Genomic DNA, 22,944 nt, shown 5'->3' on the forward strand with positions numbered 1-22,944 from the left:
ATCAGGCGGCCGACTCGCGGTGCCCGAATCGGGTGCGCCCGGTCAGGCGATGCATCGCCGAGGCAGCCGGTTCCGCGAGCGTCCGGGCCTGGGTGAGAATCAGCGACACGATACCCAGCAAAAGTGAGGCAACTCTGAGTAGACGGATCCAGAACGGGGTTCCTTTGCCAGCGGTCATGCGAAAAATCGTCACATATCGCCTGCACCGCGACGAGGCTCTCGCCGGGATAGCAACCGTTCGGTAACCGCAGTAGCCGACCGCCGTCCGTCACCCCGCATCACGATTCGCTACCCTGAACAGTGCAATGACCAGGACCGCCGCCATTCCCCGCGAGCTGCGCACCCGCCTGGCCGATCTCTCGATCCGCGACGAACACCGGTTGCGCCAGCGGCTCGACCAGGCCCGCGGCAATCTCGACGATCTCGAGGCCGAGATCACGGCCGCCGAAGGCCGGATCCGGGCCCGCCGCGCGGCGGTGCCCGCGATCCGCTATCCCGAACAGTTACCGGTGTCCGCCCGCCGCGACGACATCGCCGCGGCCGTCGCCGCGCATCAGGTCGTGGTGATCGCGGGTGAGACCGGCTCCGGCAAGACCACGCAGATCCCCAAGATCTGCCTGGAGCTGGGTCGCGGAATCCGCGGTGTCATCGGCCACACCCAGCCGCGGCGGCTGGCCGCGCGCACCGTCGCCGAACGCATCGCCGAGGAACTCGGCACCGAACTCGGTGACGTGGTCGGCTATTCGGTGCGATTCACCGATCAGGTGTCGGACCGGACGCTGGTGAAGCTGATGACCGACGGCATCCTGCTCGCCGAGATCCAGCGCGACCGGATGCTGCGCCGCTACGACACCATCATCATCGACGAGGCGCACGAGCGCAGCCTCAATATCGACTTCCTGCTCGGCTACCTGAAGCAGTTGCTGCCGAAGCGGCCCGATCTGAAGGTGATCATCACCTCGGCGACCATCGATCCCGAACTGTTCGCCCGGCATTTCGCCGCCGCCGACGGCACGCCCGCGCCGATCGTCGAGGTATCCGGCCGCTCGTATCCGGTGGAGATCCGCTATCGGCCACTGGCCCTGGAGGTTTCGGCCCGCTCCGACGAGGAGGACGAGGACGATCCGCGGGTGGTGGACCGCGATCCGGTCGACGCCATCGGCGACGCCGTCACCGAACTGCTCGCCGAGGGCGACGGCGACGTGCTGGTGTTCCTGTCCGGTGAGCGCGAGATCCGGGACACCGCAGACGCATTGCGGGATCTGCGGCTGCCGCGCACGGAGGTCGTGCCGCTGTACGCGCGGTTGTCGGCCGCCGAACAGCACCGGGTCTTCGAGCCGCACACCGGCCGTCGCGTGGTGCTGGCCACCAACGTGGCCGAGACCTCGCTGACGGTGCCGGGCATCCGCTACGTGGTGGATCCGGGAAGCGCTCGTATCTCCCGGTATTCGATGCGTACCAAGGTGCAGCGCCTGCCGATCGAGCCGATCTCGCAGGCGTCGGCGCGCCAGCGGTCCGGCCGCTGCGGCCGTGTCGCCGACGGCATCTGCGTCCGGCTATACTCCGAGGACGATTTCGACTCGCGCCCGGCCTTCACCGAACCGGAGATCCTGCGCACCAACCTGGCCGCGGTGATCCTCCAGATGACGGCGCTGGGCCTGGGCGATATCGAGAACTTCCCGTTCGTGGAGCCGCCGGACCGCCGTGCCATCCGCGACGGCATCGGACTGCTCGAGGAGTTGGGCGCACTGGGCCGCGCCGACGCCGCCGACCGGGAACCGGCAGGCGAGCTGTCGCTGACCGCCGTGGGCCGCGAGATGTCGCAGCTGCCGGTCGATCCGCGGATGGCGCGCATGCTGGTGGAGGCCAACCGCAACGGCTGCCTGGCCGAGGTCCTGGTGATCGTGGCGGCGCTGTCGATCCAGGACGTCCGCGAACGCCCGGCCGAATTCCAGCAGGCCGCCGACACCAAACACGCCCGCTTCCTCGTCGAGGGTTCGGACTTCCTCGCCCACCTGCGGCTGTGGGACTACCTGACCGAGCAGCGGAAGGCGCTGTCGTCCAACCAGTTCCGCCGCATGTGCCGGGACGAGTTCCTGCACTACCTGCGGATCCGGGAATGGCAGGACCTCCAGGGGCAGTTGCGCACCATCACCCGCGGGCTCGGCTGGACGACGGAGCGCACCGGCGGGTCCGATCGGGACGGCGGCAGCGACCGCGACAGCGATGCGGGGCAGTCGCAGTCCAGCGGCTCCGGGGAACGGCACTCCGGCGGCTCGGATCAACCGCGGTCCAGCGGCTCCGGCAGACGGCGATCCGGCGATACCCGGTCCGGTGGTCCCGATCGATCGCACTCGGGTGGCGCTGGGCAACGGCGGTCCGACGGGACACAGTCCGGCGGCACCGGGCCAGGACACTCCGGCGGCGGGCAGCGGGAATCCGAGGGTGGACAACGGCAGTCCGGCGGTTCCGGACAGCGGCTGCGTGCCGGGAATCCGCACTCCGGCGGCGCGGGGCAACAGCGATCCGGGCGCGGTGGGCAGCAGCTTGCCGGTCGTTCCGGGCAGCCGGATTCCGGGCGCGGTCCGGCAGCCGAAACCGTCACGACGGGAACGGATTCCGACGGGCTACCGTGGGATCTCGGGAACATCCATCAGTCGCTGCTGGCGGGCATGCTGTCGCACATCGGGTTGCGGGAGGCCGAGACCCGGGAGTTCCTCGGGGCGCGCGGGGCGAAGTTCATGATCTTCCCCGGATCGGCGCTGGCCAAGAAACCGCCGCGGTGGGTGATGGCGGCCGAGCTGGTGGAGACTTCGCGGCTGTGGGGCCGGATGGCCGGGCGCATCGAACCCGAGTGGGCCGAGCGGCTCGCCGGTGATCTGGTGAAACGCACCTACTCCGAACCACATTGGTCGAGCAAGCGCGGTGCGGCGATGGCCTACGAGCGGGTGACGCTGTACGGGATTGCGCTGGCCGCGCAACGCCGGGTCGATTTCGGCCGCATCGATGCCGAGCTGTCCCGGGAACTGTTCATCCGGCATGCCCTGGTCCAGGGCGAATGGCAGACCAGGCACGAGTTCTTCCAGCGCAACCGGGATCTGCTCGAGGATGTCGCCGATCTGGAGAACCGGGCCCGCCGCCGCGACATCCTCGTCGACGACCAGGTGCTGTTCGACTTCTACGATCGGCGGCTGCCCGCCGACATCGTCTCGGTGCGGCACTTCGACACCTGGTGGCGCAGGGCACAGCGCAAAGACCCTGCACTGCTGGACTTCTCGGCGTCGACGGTGGTCAACGAGAACGCCGCGGTGCTGGATCCGACCGCGTTCCCGGACAGCTGGCGCCAGGGCGAGCTGACCTTCCCGCTCACCTACCAGTTCGAGCCCGGCCAGGCCGATGACGGTGTGACGGTGCATATTCCGGTGGCGCAGCTGGCGCATGTACGCGCGGTCGGCTTCGACTGGCTGGTGCCGGGGATGCGCGAGGAGCTGGCGGCGGCGCTGATCAAGACGCTGCCGAAACACCTGCGGCGCAGCGTGGTTCCGGCTCCAGACTTCGCGCGGGCGGCGCTGGCCCGGCTCACCCCGCGCGCGGAGCCGCTGCGGACCGGGCTGGCCCGGGAACTGTCGCAGTTGGGCGCGATCACCATCACACCGGCCGAACTGGATCCGGCGGGACTGCCGGACCATCTGCGCGTCACCTTCGCCGCGACCACGCCCGACGGCACGATCGTGGACCGTGACAAGAGCCTCGCCACCCTGAAAACCCGTCTCTCCGACCAGGTGTCGAAGTCGGTGGCGCGCGCGACACGGGCGTCCGAACGGGCGCCGGCGGTGGCGTGGACCTCGGAATCACTGGGCACCCTGCCGCCGACGGTGCAGCGGGAGGTGGGCGGTCAGACCATCACCGGATATCCGGCGCTGGTGCCCGAGGGCGACGGCGTGGCCGTGCGAGTGCTGGCGTCGCCCGCCCGCCAGGCTGCCGCCATGCGGGCCGGCACCCGGGCGCTGGTGCTGCGGGAGCTGCCCGCCTCCGCGCGCGCCGCCACCGCGGGGCTGGCGCCGGCGGATCGGCTGGCGCTGAGCCAGAATCCGTACGGTTCGCTGGACGCGCTGATCGAGGACGTCCGGGCGTGCGCCGCCGACGAGCTGATCGCCGCCCACGGCGGGCCGGTGCGCAGCCCGGAGCAGTTCCGCGCGCTGGTGGAACGGATCCGGCCGGAATTCGGCGCCGCCGTCGCCCGGATCGTGCGACTGGTGGTGCCGGTGCTCGCCGAGGCACACCGCGTCCGCGCGGCGCTGTCCGGCGCCACGGATCGCGATATCGCCGAGGATGTCCGGCAACAGTTGGACGAGCTCGTATTCCCCGGCTTCGTCAGCGAATTCGGCAGTACCCGGCTGCGGGAACTGCCGCGTTACCTCCAGGGCGCGGCGGCACGGCTGACGGCCCTGCCCGGCTCGGCGAACCGCGATCGGCAGGGCGTGGCCGAACTCGACCGCGCGCTGGACGCCTATCAGCGCCTGCTCGACGCGCTCCCGGAGGCCCGCCGCACCGGCCGCGACGTCACCGAGATCTGGTGGATGATCGAGGAATTGCGGGTCGGCCTGTTCGCCCAGCAGCTCGGCACGCCGTATCCGGTGTCCGCCAAGCGAATCGAGAAGGCCGTCGCGGCGGTCCGCACCGCGCCGCCGAGCCGCCCCGCGCGCTGACCGGCTCCGCAATCCCGGAACCGGCCGCACGCCCGGCTCATTCGGCGCCGGCGATCACCGTGTGGTCGGCCCGGTGGCGGCGCAGTTCGGCGATCTCGCGCTCGAAATCCTCGGCGGAACTGAAGGATCGGTAGACCGAGGCGAAACGGAGATAGGCGACCTCGTCGAGGTCGCGCAGCGGGCCGAGGATCGCGAGCCCCACCTCGTGGCTGGGCACCTCGGGAGAACCCTTGGCGCGCACCGCGTCCTCGACCTGCTGGGCCAGCAGGTTCAGGGCGTCGTCGTCGACCTCGCGGCCCTGGCACGCGCGCCGCACGCCGCGAATGACCTTCTCCCGGCTGAACGGTTCGGTGACGCCGCTGCGTTTGACCACCGACAGGATGGCGGTCTCGACCGTCGTGAACCGGCGACCGCACTGCGGACAGGCGCGACGGCGCCTGATCGCGCTGCCTTCCTCGGCCTCACGCGAATCCACCACCCTCGAATCGGGGTGTCGGCAGTACGGGCAATGCATCCGAAATCCTTCGTCGATGCGGACTCGCCGTCACACCGCGATCGGCGGCGCAGCCGGCCAGCTTTTGTTCAGGGCTCTGTACCCTGCGATAGGGTATACCGCACCAGCAGGTCGTATCGCTTCACAGCAGCTTCAGGATACTCGAATGTATCCGACTCCTGGTACGGACCTGTCCTTCCGGGCCCTCACCAGCCGAGTTGCCAGCCGTCGGTCAGATCGGCGAGCAGATCGGGCAACCGCGGCACCATGCGCCCGCGCGCCAGTTTCGCGAGGAAGGGTTCGGCGACGACGGCGTGGGCCACGACCGGATCGCGCCGCAGATCGGTGTAGCGCGGCAACAGGTCGGCGGTGATGTACTGCCAGCGCGGCGCCCGGTCGGCCCAATCGAAATCGGGCAGCGCCGTCCGCAGGGTGGCCGGGCGGCCGTCCACCTCGGCGCTGAGCGTGACCGGCCGATAGACGCCCGGCGCCCGGACACCCGGCACCGCCGCCTTGCCCACCAGGGTGCTGACGTAGGTCATGACCCGGCCCATCGCGCCCCGCCCGCCGGCGGTCTCGTCCCACTGCGCGGCGACGATCTGGTTCTGCTCGCGGTCGGTCATCCGCTGCAGCGCGTCGGCGTCGCCCGCGGCGGTCCCGGCCGCGACGGAATGCCATGCGGCGAGGGCATTGTCGTCGAGCACGCCGGCCCGGTACATCTCCTCGACGGCCGGCAGTCCCCCGGCGGCATACGCCTCGTGCATGGGCACCTGATCGAGGAAGATGTGCTTCTGCATCACCAGTAGCCGGGTCTGATACCAGGCGAGATCGTCGGCGGTGAGCCGCGGGCCGTCGAGACCCAGCAGGCGCACATCCGGCGGCAGCAGATCGACCCGGGGTGCCGGGGTGCGCGCCAGCAGATCGGCCACCGCCGAACCGAGTTGATGGATGCCCGGCAGATCGATCGCGGCGCCGATGTCACCCATGTCGAAGTATCCGGCGGCGAACGATCCGCCCGCCAGCCCGGCCAGTCCCGCCCAGGCGAATTCGGGATGCTCGGTCGCCAGCCGCAGATAGTTCACGTACACCTGGGTGAAGGTGCGGGAGTTGGCCGCGACGCCGCGGCCCGGATCCCACCCGCCCAGATCGATATCCGCGTGGCCGGTGGCGACGACCAGCCAGTACTGCTCGAGCAGGGTGGCGTACCGCCGGGGCGGGACGTCGTCGGCCCGGGCCTGCTCGACCGCGGCCTGTAGCGCCGGAAGATCCAGCGGCAGTGCGGGATTCAGCCCACCGGCGGCGCTGCCGTCATCGCGGACGGGCAGGTCCAGCAGATCGCGATAGGCCGGTTCGGCCGAGGCCACGGGGGCCGCGGCCAGCGCCACCAGCACACCGGCCAGCAGCCCGGCCCAGAAGGCGATGAACGGTCGCATGTTGCCGAGCCCCCGACCTCGTTGGCGGGCCGCCGCGGCCCGGGACGCACTCCGAGGAGATTAGCAACACGTTTCAGCTGCGGATCGAGGATCCCGGCCACCTCGGGTGACCGGAGCGCCCTACCGCGCGTGCTGCCTGCCGGTGCGCACGGGCACCACCAGGGTGCGCCCCGGCGACACCTCCGCGCCGCGTAAACCGTTGAGCTGCACGATCTGCTGCACCACGTCGTGGACCGGATCCGCCGGATCGACCCGCTGCGCCACATCGGCCAGCGACTCACCCTCAGCCACCTGCACCAGCGCGGTGTGCGCGTCGTTCGGCTCGCCGGAACGGATCTGCGCCAACGCGATCAGGCCCGCCACCGCCGCCGCGCTGAGCAGTGCGGCCGCCGCGAGCGTGGCCAGCCCGAGTTGCGCCCGTTCCACCCGCGCCGCCGCGTCGAGACCGCGCGGGCGGCCCGCCATCCGCACCGGCGCCGCCTCGGGCTGCCGGGACCTGGGCGATTGCGCACCGGCGAGACAGGCGTACGCGGCCGAGCGGGGGCCGCCCGCCGACCGCCGCGGCACCCCGGTGACGGGGGCCGATTCGGCGGTGGCCGTATCGAATTCGCTGATCGCAGTGCGCATCGGGGGACCTCCGGGAGGGTGTGCGAGACGAGAGGGATCGGTGGGGCGGGACGCGAGTTCGAGTTTTTCGATCATCCGTTCGAAGAACAACTGTTCGAATTTCTACCATGCGGCACCGACGAAGTCATCGCTTCGGGCGACATGCGTCGAACAGATGTTTGAAACCGGCAGTTGACCGGACTACATTCGAAGCACCCGCAGTACGGACCGCGGTACGTAAGCGAGCAGTGCAGTACGAACGAGCAGTACAGACGAAACGGAGGACGGCGACCGTGAGCGAATATCCGGCGGACGGGCACGACGACGTGGCCGGCGTCGCCATCGATGCCGGGGCGATCGATGACGGTGCGATCGACAGCGAGGGCGCCGGATCATCCGGCGGCGCGGCGGATCTCACCGTCCGGCAGCGCAAGGTGCTCGAGGTCATCCGCAGTTCGGTGAGCGAACGCGGCTATCCGCCGAGCATCCGCGAGATCGGTGACGCCGTCGGCCTCACCTCGACCTCCTCGGTGGCCCATCAACTGCGGGCACTGGAGCGCAAGGGCTACCTGCGCCGCGACCCGAATCGCCCACGCGCGGTGGATGTCCGCGGCCTCGACGAGACGGTGCTGCGCGCCACCGGCGGCCACCTGCGGTCGGTGTCGGCCGAGCACTCGGCCGAACATCCGGAACCGACCTACGTCCCGGTCCTCGGCCGGATCGCCGCCGGTGGCCCGATCCTCGCCGAGCAGGCGGTGGAGGACGTGTTCCCGCTGCCGCGCGAACTGGTCGGCGAGGGCTCGCTGTTCCTGCTCAAGGTCGTCGGCCAGTCGATGGTCGACGCCGCCATCTGCGACGGCGACTGGGTGGTCGTCCGGCAGCAGAACGTCGCGGACAACGGCGACATCGTCGCGGCGATGATCGACGGCGAGGCGACGGTGAAGACCTTCAAGCGCACCGGCAAGGACGTCTGGCTGCTGCCGCACAACCCGCTGTTCGAGCCGATCCCAGGTAACGACGCCCGCATCCTCGGCAAGGTCGTCACGGTGATCCGCAAAATCTGACGCCGGTCAGCGCGTGAACACCTCGGTGTTGCGGGCGACGGTGTGCACGGTGCCGTCGCCGCGGCCGCGATCCTCACAGAGCACGCTCACCACGTGCCGTCCGGTCGGCAGCCGCCCCGAATCGAGGTCGACGACACCGTCGGCCCCGACCGGTCGCCAGGGGCCGTCGACATCGTGCGCCGCGATCTGACACCGGTACCCGGGTCGTTCACCGATGACGTGCGCGGTGATGGTGGCGCCACCCCGGAGGGTGGCCAGCGGCGCTGCCACGGCCGGCCCGGCGCCGGTCACGGCCGTGGCAGCGAGGGCGGCGAGCGCACCGGCGACGGGCGCGACGGAGCGGCGGAGTCGTTGCACGCACTCATCATCGACGGTCGATCATGAGATTTCGATGACTACGGCGCGAGTGTTGCCATAAAGCTGCCAGCAGCGGTCCGGGCACTCCCGAGCGCGGGACGATCCGGACACTCAGCGCCGGAAGCGCTCCCGCAGCTGCGGATCATTCTCCCACCAGAGTCCGGTGGTCGGCGGTTCTTCTCTGTTCTCGGCCGGGGCGGTCACCGCGCCGCGAATCCGGCCGCCGCCCCGGCCCGACCTCGCCGCCATGATAGTTGCCGACTGTTCGCCCGAATCGTCGGCGGTGCCCACTTCGAGCGCATCCAGGGCCGCGTCGAGCTCACGTGCGTGCCGCCGCTCGTCCGCCGCCCAGGACCGCATCAGCGTCAGCAGATACGGCAACCCGAGCACATCGCCGAGCACCCAGATGATGCCGGCCCCGATGATCTGGTCCATCCGGGGATCCGGCCCCCAGGTGCGGCCGATCCCGCCGTAGTACCCGGCGGCGACCAACGGCCCGAGCCACAGCGCCAGCCCCAGGATGCCGTCGGCCAGCGACTCGAACACGGTGATCAGCAGCGAGATCGACTGCGAGTACCGATGCGGCACCGGATCGGTCTGCAACCGGGAGTAGAAGTACAGGAAACCGATGGCCACCAACAGGATTCGCGTCAGCGCATCGGCCGCGCCGTGCCGCAGCACCACCTCGAACCACGGTGACAGGAACAGGATCCACGGCGTCGCGAGCACCAGCAGCGACGCCACCAGCGGGTAGGTCACCGCACGCGCGAACGACGAGGCCAGGGCCCGGTCCACCCACGCCCGGCCGCCGGGCCCGAGGGCCCCGCGCAGCACGGTCACCGGTCGTCCGGCGGCCAGCCCGAACGGCACCACGTACAACAGCAGCAGCGTCTGCAACGCCCGCACCCAGAACAGGGTGTCGGAATACGCGCCGATCGCGCTGATCCCGGTCAGCAGCCAGACACCCGTGCCCATCAGCAGGAATGCGGCCGCCCGCCCGGCGGGCGCGGACTCGCCCCGGCGCGCCGCGCGCGCCCGGGCCACACCGTATCCCGCCGCGAGCGCCACGGTGAGCACCACCGTGGACGCGTCCCAGCGCCAGGATTCGAAGACGGATTGTATGGTCAGCGGCGTCGACATCAATCCCACCCGGGCGATTATCGGCCTCCCTCCGACGGTCCCCGCCCCCGCCCCCGGAAAACCGGCAGCGATCACGGTGTTGGGCTCCGCCCGGCGATCGCCGCGGGCTCGCAACAGCGATGAACGGATCGACCCGCGTCCGGCGGGTGCCGAACCATGGCCGCGACCGCCGAAACCGCCGCGCGGCCACACGAAAACCGGGTAGGCGAACGGGTCCGGTGGAGGGCGCCGCTGCGAGCGCACACCTCGGTCGCCGCGCTGAGAAAGTCCTGTCTCGTCGATGCGCGCGGGTCCGGCCGCCGCTCGGTGCGCGCTGCTCGTGCCGGGGTGGCGAGCCGGTCCTGATGCCGAGACGCGGCCGCACTCGGCTGCGGGTCCGGCGCGGTCAGCCCGCCGTCAGTGACCGGCGGCGGTTTCCGGGCGGCGGTGGGCGGGGCCGTGGGCGTCGCCGCAGTGTTCATCGGGAGCGTCGCCGTCGTGGGTGTCCGGGCCGCAGTGCAGGTCGCCGTTGTGCGGATCGGCGGCGGCACCGAGTTGGATCAGCGCGGCGCGGGCGTGGTCGACCTGGAGGGTGGCGTGGCCGATGTGGTGGGTGTCGGCGAGCCAGTGGGCCAGGTCGGCGCGGACCGCGTGGCAGTCGTGGCCGGGTTCGACCAGGATGTGCGCCGACAGCGCCGGGGTGCCCGAGGTGATCTCCCAGATGTGCAGGTCGTGCACCTCGACCACGCCGTCGCGGGCGGCCATCGCGCGGCCGATCTCGTTCGGATCCAGGTCGGCGGGGGCGGCCTCCAGGAAGATGCGGTTGGCCGCGCGGACCAGTTCGATACCGGCCCGCAGCATCAGCACGACCACCACCAGCGTCGCGAGGGAGTCGGCGCGGGCGAAGCCGGTGAGCCACATGACCAGACCGGCGACGGCGGTGGCGATGAAGGCGAACAGGTCGGTGAGGATGTGCTGGAACGCGCCCTCGACGTTCAGGCTGCTGCGGTTGGCGCGGGATATCATCCAGGTCGCCGTGATGTTCACCACGATGCCGACCAGGGCCACACCCAGGACGAGACCACCGGTGACCGCCGGCGGGTGGATCAGGCGGCGCACCGCCTCCACCGCCAGCCAGATGCCGAGCCCGATCAGGGTCAGTCCGTTGGCCTGCGCGGAGAGGATCTCGACGCGCCGCCAGCCGAAGGTCATCCGCCCGGAGGCGGGGCGGGCGGCCAACCGCATCGCGCCCAGCGCCAGCGCGATCGACGCGGCGTCGGTGAGCATGTGCGCGGCATCCGACAGCAGGGCCAGCGATCCGGCGATCACACCGGCGATCACCTCACCGATCATGAAGAGCACGATCGCCACCAGGGCGCCCGCGAGCCAGCGCCGGTCGCTGTCCGCGCTGCCCTGCCCGTGGCCCGCGTGCTGGTGCCCCGCATGCGCGTGGCCGGACCCGTGTGCTGCGCCCACCGCGCCCTCCTCTCGTTCCGCCCGTTCACCGCGATAGTATGCACACATCGCTATGTATGCAAGGAGCCGCGCGCGAGCGACTTGACTTATGCGGGATGCGGGTTCACTATTTCCGTGGTCAGCACCTCGCTAGGCGAGGCTCCTGTACGAACACAGGCCACTGATCCGACGACGTCGAGAGACGCCCAGGGTTAGGACAGATCTCCCCGGATTAAGGGGTGATCCGAAGTGGCTTCCCGGCCCGGCCGGGACACGTCGTACAGTGCCGAAGCTCTGACGAGAGGGGTGCGCTTTCCCGCCCGTTCGGCGGAATTGCTCCCGCTCCCCCGGTGCCGATCTGTGGTAGCGGAACGACGCTCGCGTGCGTCTCGGCAGCAAGGAGGTGAGGGGACGACATGAAGTCCGGTGATAGTCCGTATCCGAGTAGTCCGGTTCGAAAATCCGGTTCGTTCCCGGCTTGCTGCAACCGCTCGATCCACGCCTGAGCCGTTCACCTCGCACCGATCCCCGTGACGCTCCCACGCGTCCACCCGGGGATGCCGGTGCCGGTCCGGCGTGCGCTCGATCGCGCGAAATCCGTTGTGGCAGGCCATCCTTCCCGAAGGGGCTCGTCATGACCCACACCCGTCGCACCACCGTGCTCGCGGCCCTCGGCGGCCCGGCCCGCCGGCTCCGCGCGCGCTACCGCCTCACCCCGCAGGAGCGCGACAACCTGCGGCTGTCGCACACCCCCGTCGCGGTCGTCACCGCTTCCCTCGGCGGGCACACCCGCCACTGACGGCGTGGCAGCGCATCGACATCCGTTGCGCCGCACCATCTTTCGACACTCACCTCCGACAGTTCCGGCAGCGCGGCCGGTGTCGGTCCCTCCAGGTGTGGCCGCGGTGCCGGGGACGCCGGTGGCCGGAACGGGCGAAAGCCTCTCCCGGCCACCGCATCCGCCGGCTCGGCGCCCACCCCTGAACCGCAGTTCGTACCGACCGAGTTCAGAAAGGGAGACAACGGCGATGGCCTTCTTCTCCTCCGCCGGCGGGAGCCGGCGCAACACCCCCACCGTGGCGACCCCCACCGTGGCGCCGCCGCGCACCTCCACCGCCGTCATGGACAGCGCACACGTCGGCGACATCGTCGGCGCGCTGGGCACCATCCGCGAGGACGACACCCGGCACGGCCACAGCCGCGCGCAGCGATTCCGGATGCTGCTCGCCGTCCTCGGCCCCGGCCTCATCGTGATGGTCGGCGACAACGACGCCGGCGGTGTGGCGACCTACGCCCAGGCCGGGCAGAACTACGGCATGGCGCTGGCCTGGACACTGCTGCTGCTCATCCCGGTGCTGTACGTGAACCAGGAGATGGTGGTGCGGCTGGGCGCCGTCGCCGGGGTCGGGCACGCCCGGCTGATCTTCGCCCGCTTCGGGAAGTTCTGGGGCGCATTCAGTGTCGGCGATCTGTTCGTGGTGAACGCCTTGACGATCGTCACCGAGTTCATCGGCGTCGCGATGGCGCTCGGCTACTTCGGCCTGCCCAAGGCGGTCTCGGTGCCGCTGGCGGCGGTGCTGTTGTTCGCGATGGTGGCCGGTGGCTCGTTCCGGCGCTGGGAGCGATTCCTGTTCGGGCTGATCGCGATCAACATCGTGATGTTCCCGCTGGCGTTCCTGGTGCATCCGAGCGCCGGCGCCATCGGCAAGGGCTTCCTGCCCTCGTTCCCCGGCGGGATGAACGCCACCCTGCTGTTGCTGATCGTCTCCATCGTCGGCACCACCGTCGCGCCCTGGCAGCTGTTCTTCCAGCAGTCCAACATCATCGACAAGCGCATCACCCCGCGCTGGATCCGGTACGAGCGCATCGACCTGTGCGTCGGCATCGTGGTGGTGATGGTGGGCGCGGTCGCGATCATGGCCGCCACCGCCTTCGGGTTGCACGGCGCGACCGGCGCCTTCACCGATGCCGGGGCCGTCGCGCACGCGCTGCGCGACCACCTCGGCGGCACCGCGGGTGCGCTGTTCGCGATCCTGCTGCTGGACGCGTCGCTGATCGGGGCCAACGCCGTCGGCCTGGCCACCACCTACGCCCTCGGCGACACCCTGGGCAAGCGGCACTCGTTGCACTGGAAGATCTCCGAGGCGCCGGCGTTCTATCTCGGCTACGCCCTGCTGCTGGGCGTCGCGGGCGCGGTCACGTTCAGCCCCGACCACGTGCTGGGTCTGATCACCCAGGGCGTGCAGGCGCTCGCCGGAGTCCTGCTGCCGTCGGCGACGGTATTCCTGGTGTTGCTGTGCAACGACAAGGCGGTGCTGGGACCGTGGGTGAACACCACTCGGCAGAACATCCTGGCGGGCGTCATCGTGTGGTCACTGGTGCTGCTGTCGCTGGCGCTGACCACGGCCACGTTCTTCCCCGGCGTTTCCACCCGGACACTGGAATTCGGATTCGGCGCGGGCGCCGTGGCCGGACTGGCCGGCGGCGCCGGAATCGCGCTGGCCAAGCATCGCGGCGATCGCCGGGCCGCCGAACGCACCGCGGCGGAATTGGGCGGCCTCGATCCGGATCAAGTGGAGGAACTGGACGCGACACCACTGTCACGGTCGGAGCGCAAGGCCATCGTCGAGCAGGATCGCGACACCTGGCGCACCCCCGCGCTGGATACCCTGCGACGCCCGGCGTTCTCGGGGTTGCGCACCGCAGGCATGTTCGCGCTGCGTGGCTACCTGGCCATTGCGGTGGTGCTGGTCGTGGTGCGCGTCGTCGAGTCCATCGGCGGCTGAGGCGGTTCGCCCGGGGAGCCGCTCCGGTTCCCCGGATACCCGCTGACCACGGGATTCGCGTATCCGAATGGCCCGGAATTCGCCCCCTGCATTGTTTTCCAGCCCTTTCTGCATTCCCCGCGAGAAACGCCGAAATACGCCGGGTTCGCGGTCGCCGACAGCGCTGGGGTACGGTATACACAATCCCAGATGATCCGTGTGTCCGTGTGAAAGGGCTCGCTCATGGCCAAGAAGGTCACCGTCACACTCATCGACGATTACGACGGGAAGTCCAAAGCGGATGAGACCGTGCAGTTCTCGATCGATGGCGTGGCCTATGAAATCGATCTGTCAACCCTGAATGCCGGCAAACTCCGGGGGTCGCTCGAGCCCTGGACCGAAAAGGCCCGGAAGGTGGGCCGGCTGAAGGTGGGTGGCGGCCCGGCTCCACGTAAGTCGAGCGCCGACCGCGAGCAGACGGTGGCGATCCGGGAATGGGCGAAGAAACACGGCTACAACGTGTCCGCTCGTGGGCGAATTTCGTCCGAGATCGTCGCCGCGTACCACAAAGCCAACAAGTAGCGCCACCGGCGCGATACGTCGAATCGGCCGGTCCTGGTTTCCGCTGCAAGCCGGCGAAACCCGGTCCGGCCGAATCGTTTCCGTACCCGACCTGGGCGAACGACCACGAACCGGCACAGATCCCGTTGCCGCGCAAGAGCATTTCGTCGCCGTCTCGAACCCCCTCGGGCACTGGTCACCGCTCCCGGAAAAGACCAGAGTGATTGTTGTGCACACCGATTGCGCGGCCGCACCCGCCGAATGCGCCTCCGGTGATCGCCGCGTGGATTCCGCACTGCGCGTTGGAGCAACCGGCGTAACTGCGACAGCAATCGAACGAGCCATTTCCGTACTGCCACACCGTGTCTGGGACACACACCGTGTCTGGGACAGTTCGTTGTCCGGATGTGAGCGACAATCGCGACGGCGCGCGTTACGGCGCCGGACCGCACACCACCCATCGACATCGCCGCAGCGCAGGGGGTGGAAGAAGAGAGGGGCGCCCGCCGAGGGGGAAATTGAGGGAATCGGACTCGGCGGGCGCAATGAGCCGCGGCCCGATCGGGGGGTCATCGACCGAGGCTCAACCGACAGCCTAGCGGGTTTTCCACTGATCGGCACTGTCACAACGTGATTCACAGCGAATGGATAGGTTCGGTACTTCCGTGCCGGTCCGGCTGTGCCTCCGCGGCGCGGTAGTCTGGTGCCCTGGTTCGGCGTCGGATTCGCGGGGGTGAGCTCTTGACACACGATCGCGAATTCGCGGACCTGGCACGGCAGTGGCGAATCGCGGTGGCCGACACCGGCTTCGTGCCGATGCCGATCCGCGAACTGGAGGACCTGCTGACCGATGCGCTGCACCGGCTGGCCGCGGTGGTCGGCACCGAACCGTTCGACGCCGCCGGTGCGGTGGTGGTCGGCGCCGATCTGGTGCGGGCCAATCTGACCGATCCGCAGGTGCTGTCCCGCTCCTTCGCCGCCCTGGCGCCGCTGGCGGAAACCCTTGCGCCACACACCGATCGCCTGCTGGCCGCACTCGGCGCGCTGACCCGCGGCTATACCGACGAGCTGCTGGCCACCCGGGCCCGGCACCAGGAGATGCTGCACACCGCGATGGCCGAGGCCCGCAATGCCGCCGAACTCCGGTTCCGGGTGGTGTTCGACAATGCCGCCGTCGCGATCGGTATCGGCGACGCCCAGGGCCGGATGGTGGACGCCAATCCGGCGCTCACCGCCATGCTGGGGCTGCCTCTCGGGCAGTTGCGCGGCCGGCCGGTGGCCGATCTGATCCATCCCGGCGACCGGGAGGAGATGCGCGCCCGCATCACCGAGGAACTGCTCGCCGCGGGCGCCGGGACCATGCGGCTGGAACTGCGCTACGCCCGCCACGACGGCGGCATCGGCTGGGCGGCCTGGGCGGTCACGCTGGTGCCCGAATCCGGCGCTCGCGCCGCGTATCTGCTGATCGTCGGCGAGGACACCACCCAGCGCCGCGCCCTCCAGGCCGAACTGCACCGGCAGGCCCGCCACGACCCGCTCACCGGCCTGCCCAATCGCCGGCAGTTGGTCGACACCATGGCCGCCCTGCTGGCCGCCGCGGCGCCGGGCGACGAGATCGGGCTGGGCTTCCTGGATCTGGACGGTTTCAAGGCGGTCAACGACACCTACGGCCACGGCACCGGCGACCGGCTGCTCGCGGCGGTCGCCGCCCGGCTGGCCCGGCATGCCGGGCCGGAACTGCTGGCCCGGGTCGGCGGCGACGAGTTCGTGGTGCTGTTCCCGCCGCCCTGCGACGTCCACCGGGTGTCCGCGGTGGCCGAGACCCTGCTCCAGGCGGTGGCCGAGCCGATTCCGGTGGACGGCCACCACCTGACCATCTCGGCCTGCCTCGGTGCCGTGGTCACCCCGGTGTCCGGGGTCGACGCGGAACATCTGCTCAACGCCGCGGACGCCGGGTTGTACCGGGCCAAGGCCGCCGGTCCGAACCGCTGGGTGCTGCACGCGCCCTGCCCCGGCGCCGACCGCCGCACAACGCTCGGCACATCACACAACACAAATCTGGACTGAGGGCCCGCCGACGGGAAGTATCAACGGTTGTGCAACCTCTGCTACCCGACTGGGCGGCCGATGACATCGACCCCCGAATTCCCAGCCCGGCCCGGGTTTACGACCACCTCCTGGGCGGTTTCGCCAACTTCGACGTCGATCGGCGGATCGCCGCGAAGATGATCGAGGTCATCCCCGAGGTGCCTCGCACGGCGCGGGCCAACCGGGCATTCCTGCAACGTGCCGTGGGATATCTGGCCGCCGCCGGAGTGGATCAGTATCTGGACCTCGGCTCCGGCATTCCCACGGCCGGCAATGTGCACGAGATCGCGCAGGCGGTGAATCCCGCGGCGCGCGTGGTGTACGTCGACGTCGATCCGGTGGCGGTGACCATGAGCCGCCGGCTGCTGGCCGGAAATCCGAATGCCACTGCGGTGCACGGTGATTTCACCGATGTCGACGCGGTACTGGTCCACCCGCAGATATCCGGGCTGCTCGACTTCTCCCGCCCGATCGCGGTGCTGCTGGTGTCGGTGCTGCATTTCGTCCACGACGACGCGGCGGCCCAGCGGATCTTCGCGCGGCTGCGCGAGGTGCTGGCGCCCGGCAGCCATGTGGCACTGTCGCACCTGACCCGGGAGGGTCCCGCCGAGCAGATCGAGCGGATGCTCGAGGTGACCAGGCAGGTCACCGGCCGCGGTGACCGATTGCGTACGCGCGCCGAGATTCTGGAGCTGCTGGGCGATCTGGAACCGATCGACCCCGGGCTGGTCCATCTGGCGCGGTGGCGGCCGGACCCGGATCAGCCACTGCCGGAACTGCATCCGCTGGACGGTTTCGCCGCGGTGGCGGTGAAGCACTGATCGGGTGGCCCGCTGCCGGGCCACCCGATCGGCGACTCGCTACGGGATGAGCAGCAGCCCGAAGAAGCTGTTCACAGCACCGACGAGCTGATCGAAGAGATGCGGAAGCATTCGGTTGATCCTTCCCTCCATCTAGTTGCGGATACGTGTTCCAGACATGACGCGCTCCGGACGATGCGGGCCGAGCCGTGGTCACACGACGGCCCGCGACTACCGGATTTGGTAGTGCTACTCCGTTATTCGCTGCGACCGAGCGGCCAGACGGGTCCGGTCCACCTGCTGATTGCGGCCGCGCACACCGCTCGGCGCGGCACCGGCCGAGCGATCAGCGCGACAGCGACGCGGCCAGTCCGGGCCAGACCTGGTGCACGGCCTGCTGCCAGTACGGCCACGCGTGCTCGCCGCCGGGGAGGTAGCGGACCGTCGCCGGCACCCCGGCAGCCGTCAGCCGTGTCTCCAGTTCCCGGGTGCACCCGGTCACCGTCGCCTCCAGCCCCGTCCCCGCCGGACTCGGGGCCGCGACGGCCGCCGGGCCGCCCGAGGTGACGAACAGGTCGACGCCCCGGAGTTTCGCCAGATTCGCCGGCGTGGACGGATCGTTGTCCGGCCAGCCCGCCGACCCGTCGACACCCCACATGTTCCACGGATTGCCCCCGCCGGAGAGCACGACGGCCTGCACATACCGCCGCCCCGGGTCCGAACTGGTCTCGGCGCAGCCGCTGAACGAGCCGACGCCCCGGTACAGCCCCGGCGCGGCCTCGGCCAGCGACAGCACCGACGTGGCCGACATCGACACCCCGGCGATCGCGTTGTGGCCGTTGCCGTCGAACGCGGCGTCGATCAGCGGCGGCAACTCGGCGGTGAGGAAGGTGGTCCACTTGTTGCGACCGAGTACCGGATCGTCGGCCTGCCAGTCGGTGTAGTAGGTGTACCGGCCGTCCAGCACGGTCACCACGGTGACGTCCTTGTCGGCGGTGAAGTCGACGATATCGGTCTTCGTCTGCCAGGAAGTCTCGCGACCGGCGCCGTCGATACCGTCCTCGGCGCCGTTGAGCAGGTACAGCACCGGTCGCGGACCGGTGGCGGTGGCGGGCTGCGCGATGCCCAGCCGGATGATCCGGTTCATCGCCGCGGAGTACACGTACGCCGTCGACCGGCGATCGTCGATCCGATCGATGTGGTCGATGTGCGAACCGTCCCCGGCGGTGGCCGGTGGCTCCGCTGCCGCCGCGGCCCCCGCCCCCAGGCCACCCAGCCCGGCCGCGGTCATCAGCACAACCATCGCCATCCGGACGAACCCGTGCGGAAAGTTCCGATGGAAATGCTGATTCATGCCGTCACGCTCACTCACGTCGAACCGAATTGCTACCGTCCGGCACATCCCGGACAACCCGTGCGGCCACCATACAGGTGCAACCCGTGTTACCAGTTCACAGGCTTTCTCGACATTGTGGAAGATGTGACGCAAGTCCCAGCATCACCCCTTCAGCAAACTATTGGCACCACCACTGACCGGCTGGTCGCGGGCACGTGCCCGCCGCCGTCCGGCATGCGTGGCAACACTCACCGGCGTAGCGTGATCGAGCAATCGATCGGCATACCGCACGACCGCACGAGATCACAAACAATCGATTGCTTGTTCAGGGATTTTTCACAATTCCCCCCAGAATCCGCCCAAATCTTGTTACCGGCGAGTAGAATTTGCACCGAACAATTACCCGATTGCGTTCTGTCACATCGTGACACAGCCGCCGTACGATCTTCTTGACGAAGCGTATCACCACCGGTTACAAATATATTCCCACTGGTCCAGACCCTTCGGACCGGCCCGCGAGAAGTGTATTGATTTGGCTACCGATGTGATCGACGTGACCGTAGAACTGGCCGTCACGCGTAATACCGTATGGGAATTGCTCACCGATGCGCAGACCTATTCACGTATTTTCACCGGCATCGGCGCATGCGATCGGCTCGAGACGATCGGCGGACACCCGCTCTGGCAGGTCCGGGTCGGTAACACCGACGTCGGAATCAGCACATTTTCAGCCAACCTGGTGATCGGACTCGAGGGGCAGTTCTTCGAGGTGCACCATCCGGTCACCGGCAGCCTGGCCGCGGTCCGGCTGCGCGACGGCGAGAGCGGTCCGGACGGTCGCCGCGGCGGCACCCGGATCACCGTCACCTTCTTCGCCGCCGGCCGGGTGCATCCGGTCGCGGCGGCCGCGACCAATGCCGACATCGCGAACTGGGCGGTGGCCGGATTGCGCCGCCTGTCCGATGTGGTACTCGGCGCCCCGACGGCCGCGGTCGTCAACGGCGAGGACACCCCGCTGCGGCAGCGGGCGGAGGTGGCACGCCGGATGATCGGCACCGGCGTGGTCCGCGTGGCCGGTCCGCTGCGCAGCACCCGGCAGCTGAGCGGCCTGGCCCGCTGGGGCTTCAACCTGGCCGGCGGCTACGCGGCCGGTGCGGGCCTGACCCCGCAACGCGCGGCGATCGTCGACGAGCGGGGCCCGCGCAGCTTCAGCGACCTGCACGAGCGCAGCACCGCCCTGGCCGGCGCACTGGCCGGACTGGGCCTCGGCTTCGGCGACGCCATCGGCCTGCTGTCGCACAATCACGCCGGCATGGTCGAAACCATGGTCGCGGCAGGCAAACTCGGCGTGGACGTGATCCTGCTCAACGCCGGGCTGGCGGCCCGCCGGATCGAGGACATCGTGCAGCAGCATCGACTGCGGCACCTGTTCGTCGACGGCGACCTGGACGAGCTGGTCCGCTATCTGCACTCGGACATCCAGCGGTTCAGCACCGACGGCCGGTCGCCGGTCCCCGGCCGCACCACCCTGGACGAGCTGATCGCCGGCGCACCGCGCGGCTTCCGGCGGCCGGGCCGGCCCGGCAAGCTGGTCGTGCTGACCTCCGGGACCTCGGGCAGCCCCAAGGGCGCCCGCCGCCCGGAACCCAAGGGCTTCGCGACCGTGGCGGCCCTGCTGTCGCGCATCCCGTTGCAGATGCACGAGACCATGCTGATCCCGGCGCCGCTGTTCCACACCTGGGGGCTGGCGGCGCTGCAGTTGAGCACCGCGCTGCGGGCGACGGTGGTGCTGCCGCGGCAGTTCGACGCCGAGGACACCCTGCGCCTGATCACCGAGCACGCGATCACCACGCTGATCCTGGTACCGACGATGGTGCAGCGCATCCTCGATCTGCCGATCTCGGTGCGGGCCCGCTACGACACCTCCAGCCTGCGCGTCGCCGCCAGCTGCGGGGCGCCGCTGTCGGGGGCGGCGGTGCTGCGGTTCATGGACACCTACGGCGACATCCTCTACAACGTGTACGGCTCCACCGAGGTGTCGTGGGCGACGGTCGCGACGCCGTCGGATCTGCGCACCGCGCCGCTGACCGCCGGGCGGCCGCCGCTGGGCACCCGGGTCGCGGTGCTCGGGCCCGACCACATCACCCTCCCGATCGGCGCGACCGGGCGGATCTACGTCGGCAACCACATGTTGTTCGACGGTTACGTGAACTCGACGCCGCCGGAGGAGGCCGACGGCATGCTCGACACCGGCGATCTGGGCTACATCGATGCCGACGGCCGGCTGTTCATCGCCGGGCGCGACGACGAGATGATCATCTCCGGCGGCGAGAACGTCTTCCCCCGCCCGGTGGAGGAAGCGCTGTCGTATCTGCCGCAGGTCACCGACGTCGCGGTGGTGGGAGTGCCGGATCGCGAATTCGGCCAGCGACTGGCGGCTTTCGTGGTCAAGCGGGACGGCTTCGGGCTCGATCCGGACATGATCCGCACCTATGTGCGGCATCGGCTCGGGCGCTTCTCCGTCCCCCGCGATGTCACCTTCCTGTCGTCGCTGCCGCGCGGCGAGACCGGCAAGGTGCTCAAACGACTGCTGGTCGGCGTGCCCTCGACCGACACGGTGCTGAACGAATCCGCTTTCTGACCGCCCGCCGGATGTTGTGATCGATCACGATCGGCACCCGGGGGGTTTTCGCGAAGTATCACTATTCGAGACAAAGTCACCCCCGTGGGTCTCGAAACGGTTACGTTGATCCCGCAGTGCCGTAACGGGGGTGGAAGGAAGTCGTCACCGATGTCTGTCCACACTCCAGACCGACCGGGCCTCACCGTCTCCGGGCGTCCGATGTCCTCGCCGCTGAAAGATGTCTGGGCGCTGTCGAGACAGATGGTCGGGCACTTCGTGGAGAACGTCGCGCCCTGCGGCACGCTGCCCGGCGACGCCATCTACGGCGACGTCACCACCATCACCCGGATCTGCCTCGAGCTGGCCATCAGCATGCTCGACGGCAACGACATCCAGGAGAAGACCGATCGGCTGAAAGACGCTGCGGCGCAATGGGCTCGCGAGGGCGTCCCGATCGACACCATCCACCACGCCATCCACGAGGGCTTCAAGATCGGCTTCGATCTGGTGGTCGCGGGGGCCGGTAACAAGCATCGCGCGGTGGACAGCGGCGACAGCGAGGCACTGCTCACCGTCCCGCTGACCGACTACCAGAGCCTGGTCGAGGGTGCGAAGATGGTGGTCGAACTGCTCGACACCATGACCACCGCGGTGTCCATGGCCTATGTGCGGGAACTGCGCGCGGTGGTCTCCGAACATCACACCGCGGTGCACACGCTGACCAGCGCATTACTCGGCGGGCATCCCACCTCCACCATGGCCCGCGAGTGCGGCATCGAGATCGCCGACCGCTATCGCGTTCTGGCACTGTCGATTCCACCGCACCCGGAGGAATCCAACCCGATGCTGGACGCCAAGGTGGTGGCCCGGCGCAAGCTGCGCCGGGTGCAGGCGGAGATCGCCACCCGCTGCGGGGAGACCGCGCTGTCACTGCTGTCGGTCGACGGCGGCACGCTGCTGATCCCGGCCGACGGGTGTGACGACACCGAACTGGACGAGCTGATCGGCCGGCTGTCGCGCGCGGCGCGGGTGCCGATCACGGCCACCGTCGTGACGACCGCCGCGGAGTCGGTGCCCACCGCCGCCGATCAGGCCCACCAACTGCTGGACATGGTGGCCCGGCTGCATTCGGTGCCGGCGCTGTACCGCTTCGACGATCTGGCCCTGGAGTACCAGCTGACCCGGCCGGGGCCCGGCCGCGAATACCTCGGCTCGCTGCTGGATCCGCTCGACGAGCATCCGGAACTGCTGGACACCTTGCAGACCCACATCGCGCACAATCTGAACCGGCAGCGCACCGCGCGGCTGCTGCACGTGCACACCAACACCGTCGACTACCGGCTCAAGCGCATCGGCCAGCTGACCGGCTTCGACCCCACCCAGGCCAGCGGATTGTGGTATCTCCGTTCGGCTCTGGTGGCCCGGACCTACCGGGGCTGAGCAGGGATCGCGACGGCCCGCCGGGGTGACCCCGGCGGGCCGTCGCGATCGGACGTGCCACAGCGGGAGGACCACCGCGCGATCGTCGCGTGCCA

General features: G+C 69.7%; 17 protein-coding genes and 1 riboswitch. Of the genes, 9 read left to right on the forward strand and 8 right to left on the reverse strand.

Annotation, left to right across the window (positions count from 1 at the left end):
• Nucleotide 1: 1 nt before the first annotated feature.
• On the reverse strand, nt 2-178 hold the full coding sequence (locus tag LBW94_RS21325) for a hypothetical protein (RefSeq protein WP_225052690.1): 177 nt from the start codon (nt 176-178) through the stop codon (nt 2-4).
• A 127-nt stretch (nt 179-305) separates the two neighbouring features.
• Here LBW94_RS21325 and hrpA point away from each other — a divergent pair, with 127 nt between their 5' ends.
• Nucleotides 306-4,709, forward strand: a complete 4,404-nt coding sequence (gene hrpA / locus LBW94_RS21330; RefSeq protein ID WP_225052691.1) for an ATP-dependent RNA helicase HrpA — start codon at nt 306-308, stop codon at nt 4,707-4,709.
• Nucleotides 4,710-4,746: 37 nt separating this feature from the next.
• Here the strand turns inward: hrpA and nrdR are convergent, their stop codons facing one another.
• The 3 genes from nrdR to LBW94_RS21345 form a co-directional block, all read right to left on the reverse strand.
• Entirely contained in the window at nt 4,747-5,223 is a 477-nt protein-coding gene (gene nrdR / locus LBW94_RS21335; RefSeq protein WP_225052693.1) for a transcriptional regulator NrdR, read from the reverse strand.
• 185 nt (nt 5,224-5,408) lie between these two features.
• Nucleotides 5,409-6,635, reverse strand: a complete 1,227-nt coding sequence (locus LBW94_RS21340) for a hypothetical protein (RefSeq protein WP_225052695.1) — start codon at nt 6,633-6,635, stop codon at nt 5,409-5,411.
• A 120-nt stretch (nt 6,636-6,755) separates the two neighbouring features.
• Nucleotides 6,756-7,262, reverse strand: a complete 507-nt coding sequence (locus tag LBW94_RS21345) for a LysM peptidoglycan-binding domain-containing protein (protein ID WP_225052697.1) — start codon at nt 7,260-7,262, stop codon at nt 6,756-6,758.
• Between the two features lie 335 nt (nt 7,263-7,597).
• Between LBW94_RS21345 and lexA the strand changes: the two genes are divergently transcribed.
• Nucleotides 7,598-8,305 (forward strand): transcriptional repressor LexA, encoded by a 708-nt coding sequence (lexA, locus tag LBW94_RS21350; RefSeq protein WP_225053247.1) that lies wholly within the window; start codon nt 7,598-7,600, stop codon nt 8,303-8,305.
• A gap of 6 nt (nt 8,306-8,311) precedes the next feature.
• On the opposite strand, the gene LBW94_RS21355 is transcribed toward lexA, so the two are convergent.
• The 3 genes from LBW94_RS21355 to LBW94_RS21365 form a co-directional block, all read right to left on the reverse strand.
• Complete coding sequence (locus tag LBW94_RS21355) at nt 8,312-8,662, reverse strand: hypothetical protein (protein WP_225052699.1); 351 nt, start codon at nt 8,660-8,662, stop codon at nt 8,312-8,314.
• Between the two features lie 111 nt (nt 8,663-8,773).
• Nucleotides 8,774-9,802, reverse strand: coding sequence for a cytochrome c oxidase assembly protein (locus LBW94_RS21360; RefSeq protein WP_225053248.1), 1,029 nt, complete (start codon nt 9,800-9,802; stop codon nt 8,774-8,776).
• A 396-nt stretch (nt 9,803-10,198) separates the two neighbouring features.
• On the reverse strand, nt 10,199-11,257 hold the full coding sequence (locus LBW94_RS21365; protein ID WP_225052701.1) for a cation diffusion facilitator family transporter: 1,059 nt from the start codon (nt 11,255-11,257) through the stop codon (nt 10,199-10,201).
• 118 nt (nt 11,258-11,375) lie between these two features.
• Nucleotides 11,376-11,549, forward strand: a riboswitch (M-box (ykoK) riboswitch).
• Between the two features lie 321 nt (nt 11,550-11,870).
• On the opposite strand from LBW94_RS21365, the gene LBW94_RS21370 reads away from it, so the two are divergent.
• The 5 genes from LBW94_RS21370 to LBW94_RS21390 all read left to right on the forward strand — a co-directional run bounded on the left by LBW94_RS21370 (nt 11,871) and on the right by LBW94_RS21390 (nt 17,471).
• Nucleotides 11,871-12,035 (forward strand): hypothetical protein, encoded by a 165-nt coding sequence (locus LBW94_RS21370; protein WP_225052702.1) that lies wholly within the window; start codon nt 11,871-11,873, stop codon nt 12,033-12,035.
• A gap of 229 nt (nt 12,036-12,264) precedes the next feature.
• On the forward strand, nt 12,265-14,022 hold the full coding sequence (locus LBW94_RS21375; protein ID WP_225052704.1) for an NRAMP family divalent metal transporter: 1,758 nt from the start codon (nt 12,265-12,267) through the stop codon (nt 14,020-14,022).
• Nucleotides 14,023-14,244: 222 nt separating this feature from the next.
• Nucleotides 14,245-14,583: a histone-like nucleoid-structuring protein Lsr2 gene (locus tag LBW94_RS21380; protein ID WP_225052705.1), complete on the forward strand. Its 339-nt coding sequence runs from the start codon at nt 14,245-14,247 to the stop codon at nt 14,581-14,583.
• 720 nt (nt 14,584-15,303) lie between these two features.
• Nucleotides 15,304-16,629, forward strand: a complete 1,326-nt coding sequence (locus tag LBW94_RS21385) for a diguanylate cyclase domain-containing protein (RefSeq protein ID WP_225052707.1) — start codon at nt 15,304-15,306, stop codon at nt 16,627-16,629.
• Nucleotides 16,630-16,658: 29 nt separating this feature from the next.
• Nucleotides 16,659-17,471 (forward strand): SAM-dependent methyltransferase, encoded by an 813-nt coding sequence (locus tag LBW94_RS21390; RefSeq protein ID WP_225052709.1) that lies wholly within the window; start codon nt 16,659-16,661, stop codon nt 17,469-17,471.
• 325 nt (nt 17,472-17,796) lie between these two features.
• On the opposite strand, the gene LBW94_RS21395 is transcribed toward LBW94_RS21390, so the two are convergent.
• Entirely contained in the window at nt 17,797-18,804 is a 1,008-nt protein-coding gene (locus LBW94_RS21395) for an alpha/beta hydrolase (protein WP_225052710.1), read from the reverse strand.
• Between the two features lie 526 nt (nt 18,805-19,330).
• On the opposite strand from LBW94_RS21395, the gene LBW94_RS21400 reads away from it, so the two are divergent.
• Complete coding sequence (locus tag LBW94_RS21400) at nt 19,331-21,427, forward strand: AMP-binding protein (RefSeq protein ID WP_225053250.1); 2,097 nt, start codon at nt 19,331-19,333, stop codon at nt 21,425-21,427.
• Between the two features lie 201 nt (nt 21,428-21,628).
• Nucleotides 21,629-22,849 (forward strand): PucR family transcriptional regulator, encoded by a 1,221-nt coding sequence (locus LBW94_RS21405; protein WP_225052712.1) that lies wholly within the window; start codon nt 21,629-21,631, stop codon nt 22,847-22,849.
• Nucleotides 22,850-22,944 lie beyond the last annotated feature (95 nt).

Source organism: Nocardia sp. alder85J, from assembly GCF_020176955.2.
Lineage (GTDB): Bacteria > Actinomycetota > Actinomycetes > Mycobacteriales > Mycobacteriaceae > Nocardia.

Bases quoted from the DNA above. Each gene is read 5' to 3' on its own strand.
- nrdR (WP_225052693.1), bottom strand. From the start codon at position 5,223: ATGCATTGCCCGTACTGCCGACACCCCGATTCGAGGGTGGTGGATTCG.
- hrpA (WP_225052691.1), top strand. From the start codon at position 306: ATGACCAGGACCGCCGCCATTCCCCGCGAGCTGCGCACCCGCCTGGCC.
- LBW94_RS21405 (WP_225052712.1), top strand. From the start codon at position 21,629: ATGTCCTCGCCGCTGAAAGATGTCTGGGCGCTGTCGAGACAGATGGTC.
- LBW94_RS21325 (WP_225052690.1), bottom strand. From the start codon at position 178: ATGACCGCTGGCAAAGGAACCCCGTTCTGGATCCGTCTACTCAGAGTT.
- LBW94_RS21360 (WP_225053248.1), bottom strand. From the start codon at position 9,802: ATGTCGACGCCGCTGACCATACAATCCGTCTTCGAATCCTGGCGCTGG.
- LBW94_RS21380 (WP_225052705.1), top strand. From the start codon at position 14,245: ATGGCCAAGAAGGTCACCGTCACACTCATCGACGATTACGACGGGAAG.
- LBW94_RS21375 (WP_225052704.1), top strand. From the start codon at position 12,265: ATGGCCTTCTTCTCCTCCGCCGGCGGGAGCCGGCGCAACACCCCCACC.
- LBW94_RS21345 (WP_225052697.1), bottom strand. From the start codon at position 7,262: ATGCGCACTGCGATCAGCGAATTCGATACGGCCACCGCCGAATCGGCC.
- LBW94_RS21395 (WP_225052710.1), bottom strand. From the start codon at position 18,804: ATGAATCAGCATTTCCATCGGAACTTTCCGCACGGGTTCGTCCGGATG.
- LBW94_RS21340 (WP_225052695.1), bottom strand. From the start codon at position 6,635: ATGCGACCGTTCATCGCCTTCTGGGCCGGGCTGCTGGCCGGTGTGCTG.
- LBW94_RS21370 (WP_225052702.1), top strand. From the start codon at position 11,871: ATGACCCACACCCGTCGCACCACCGTGCTCGCGGCCCTCGGCGGCCCG.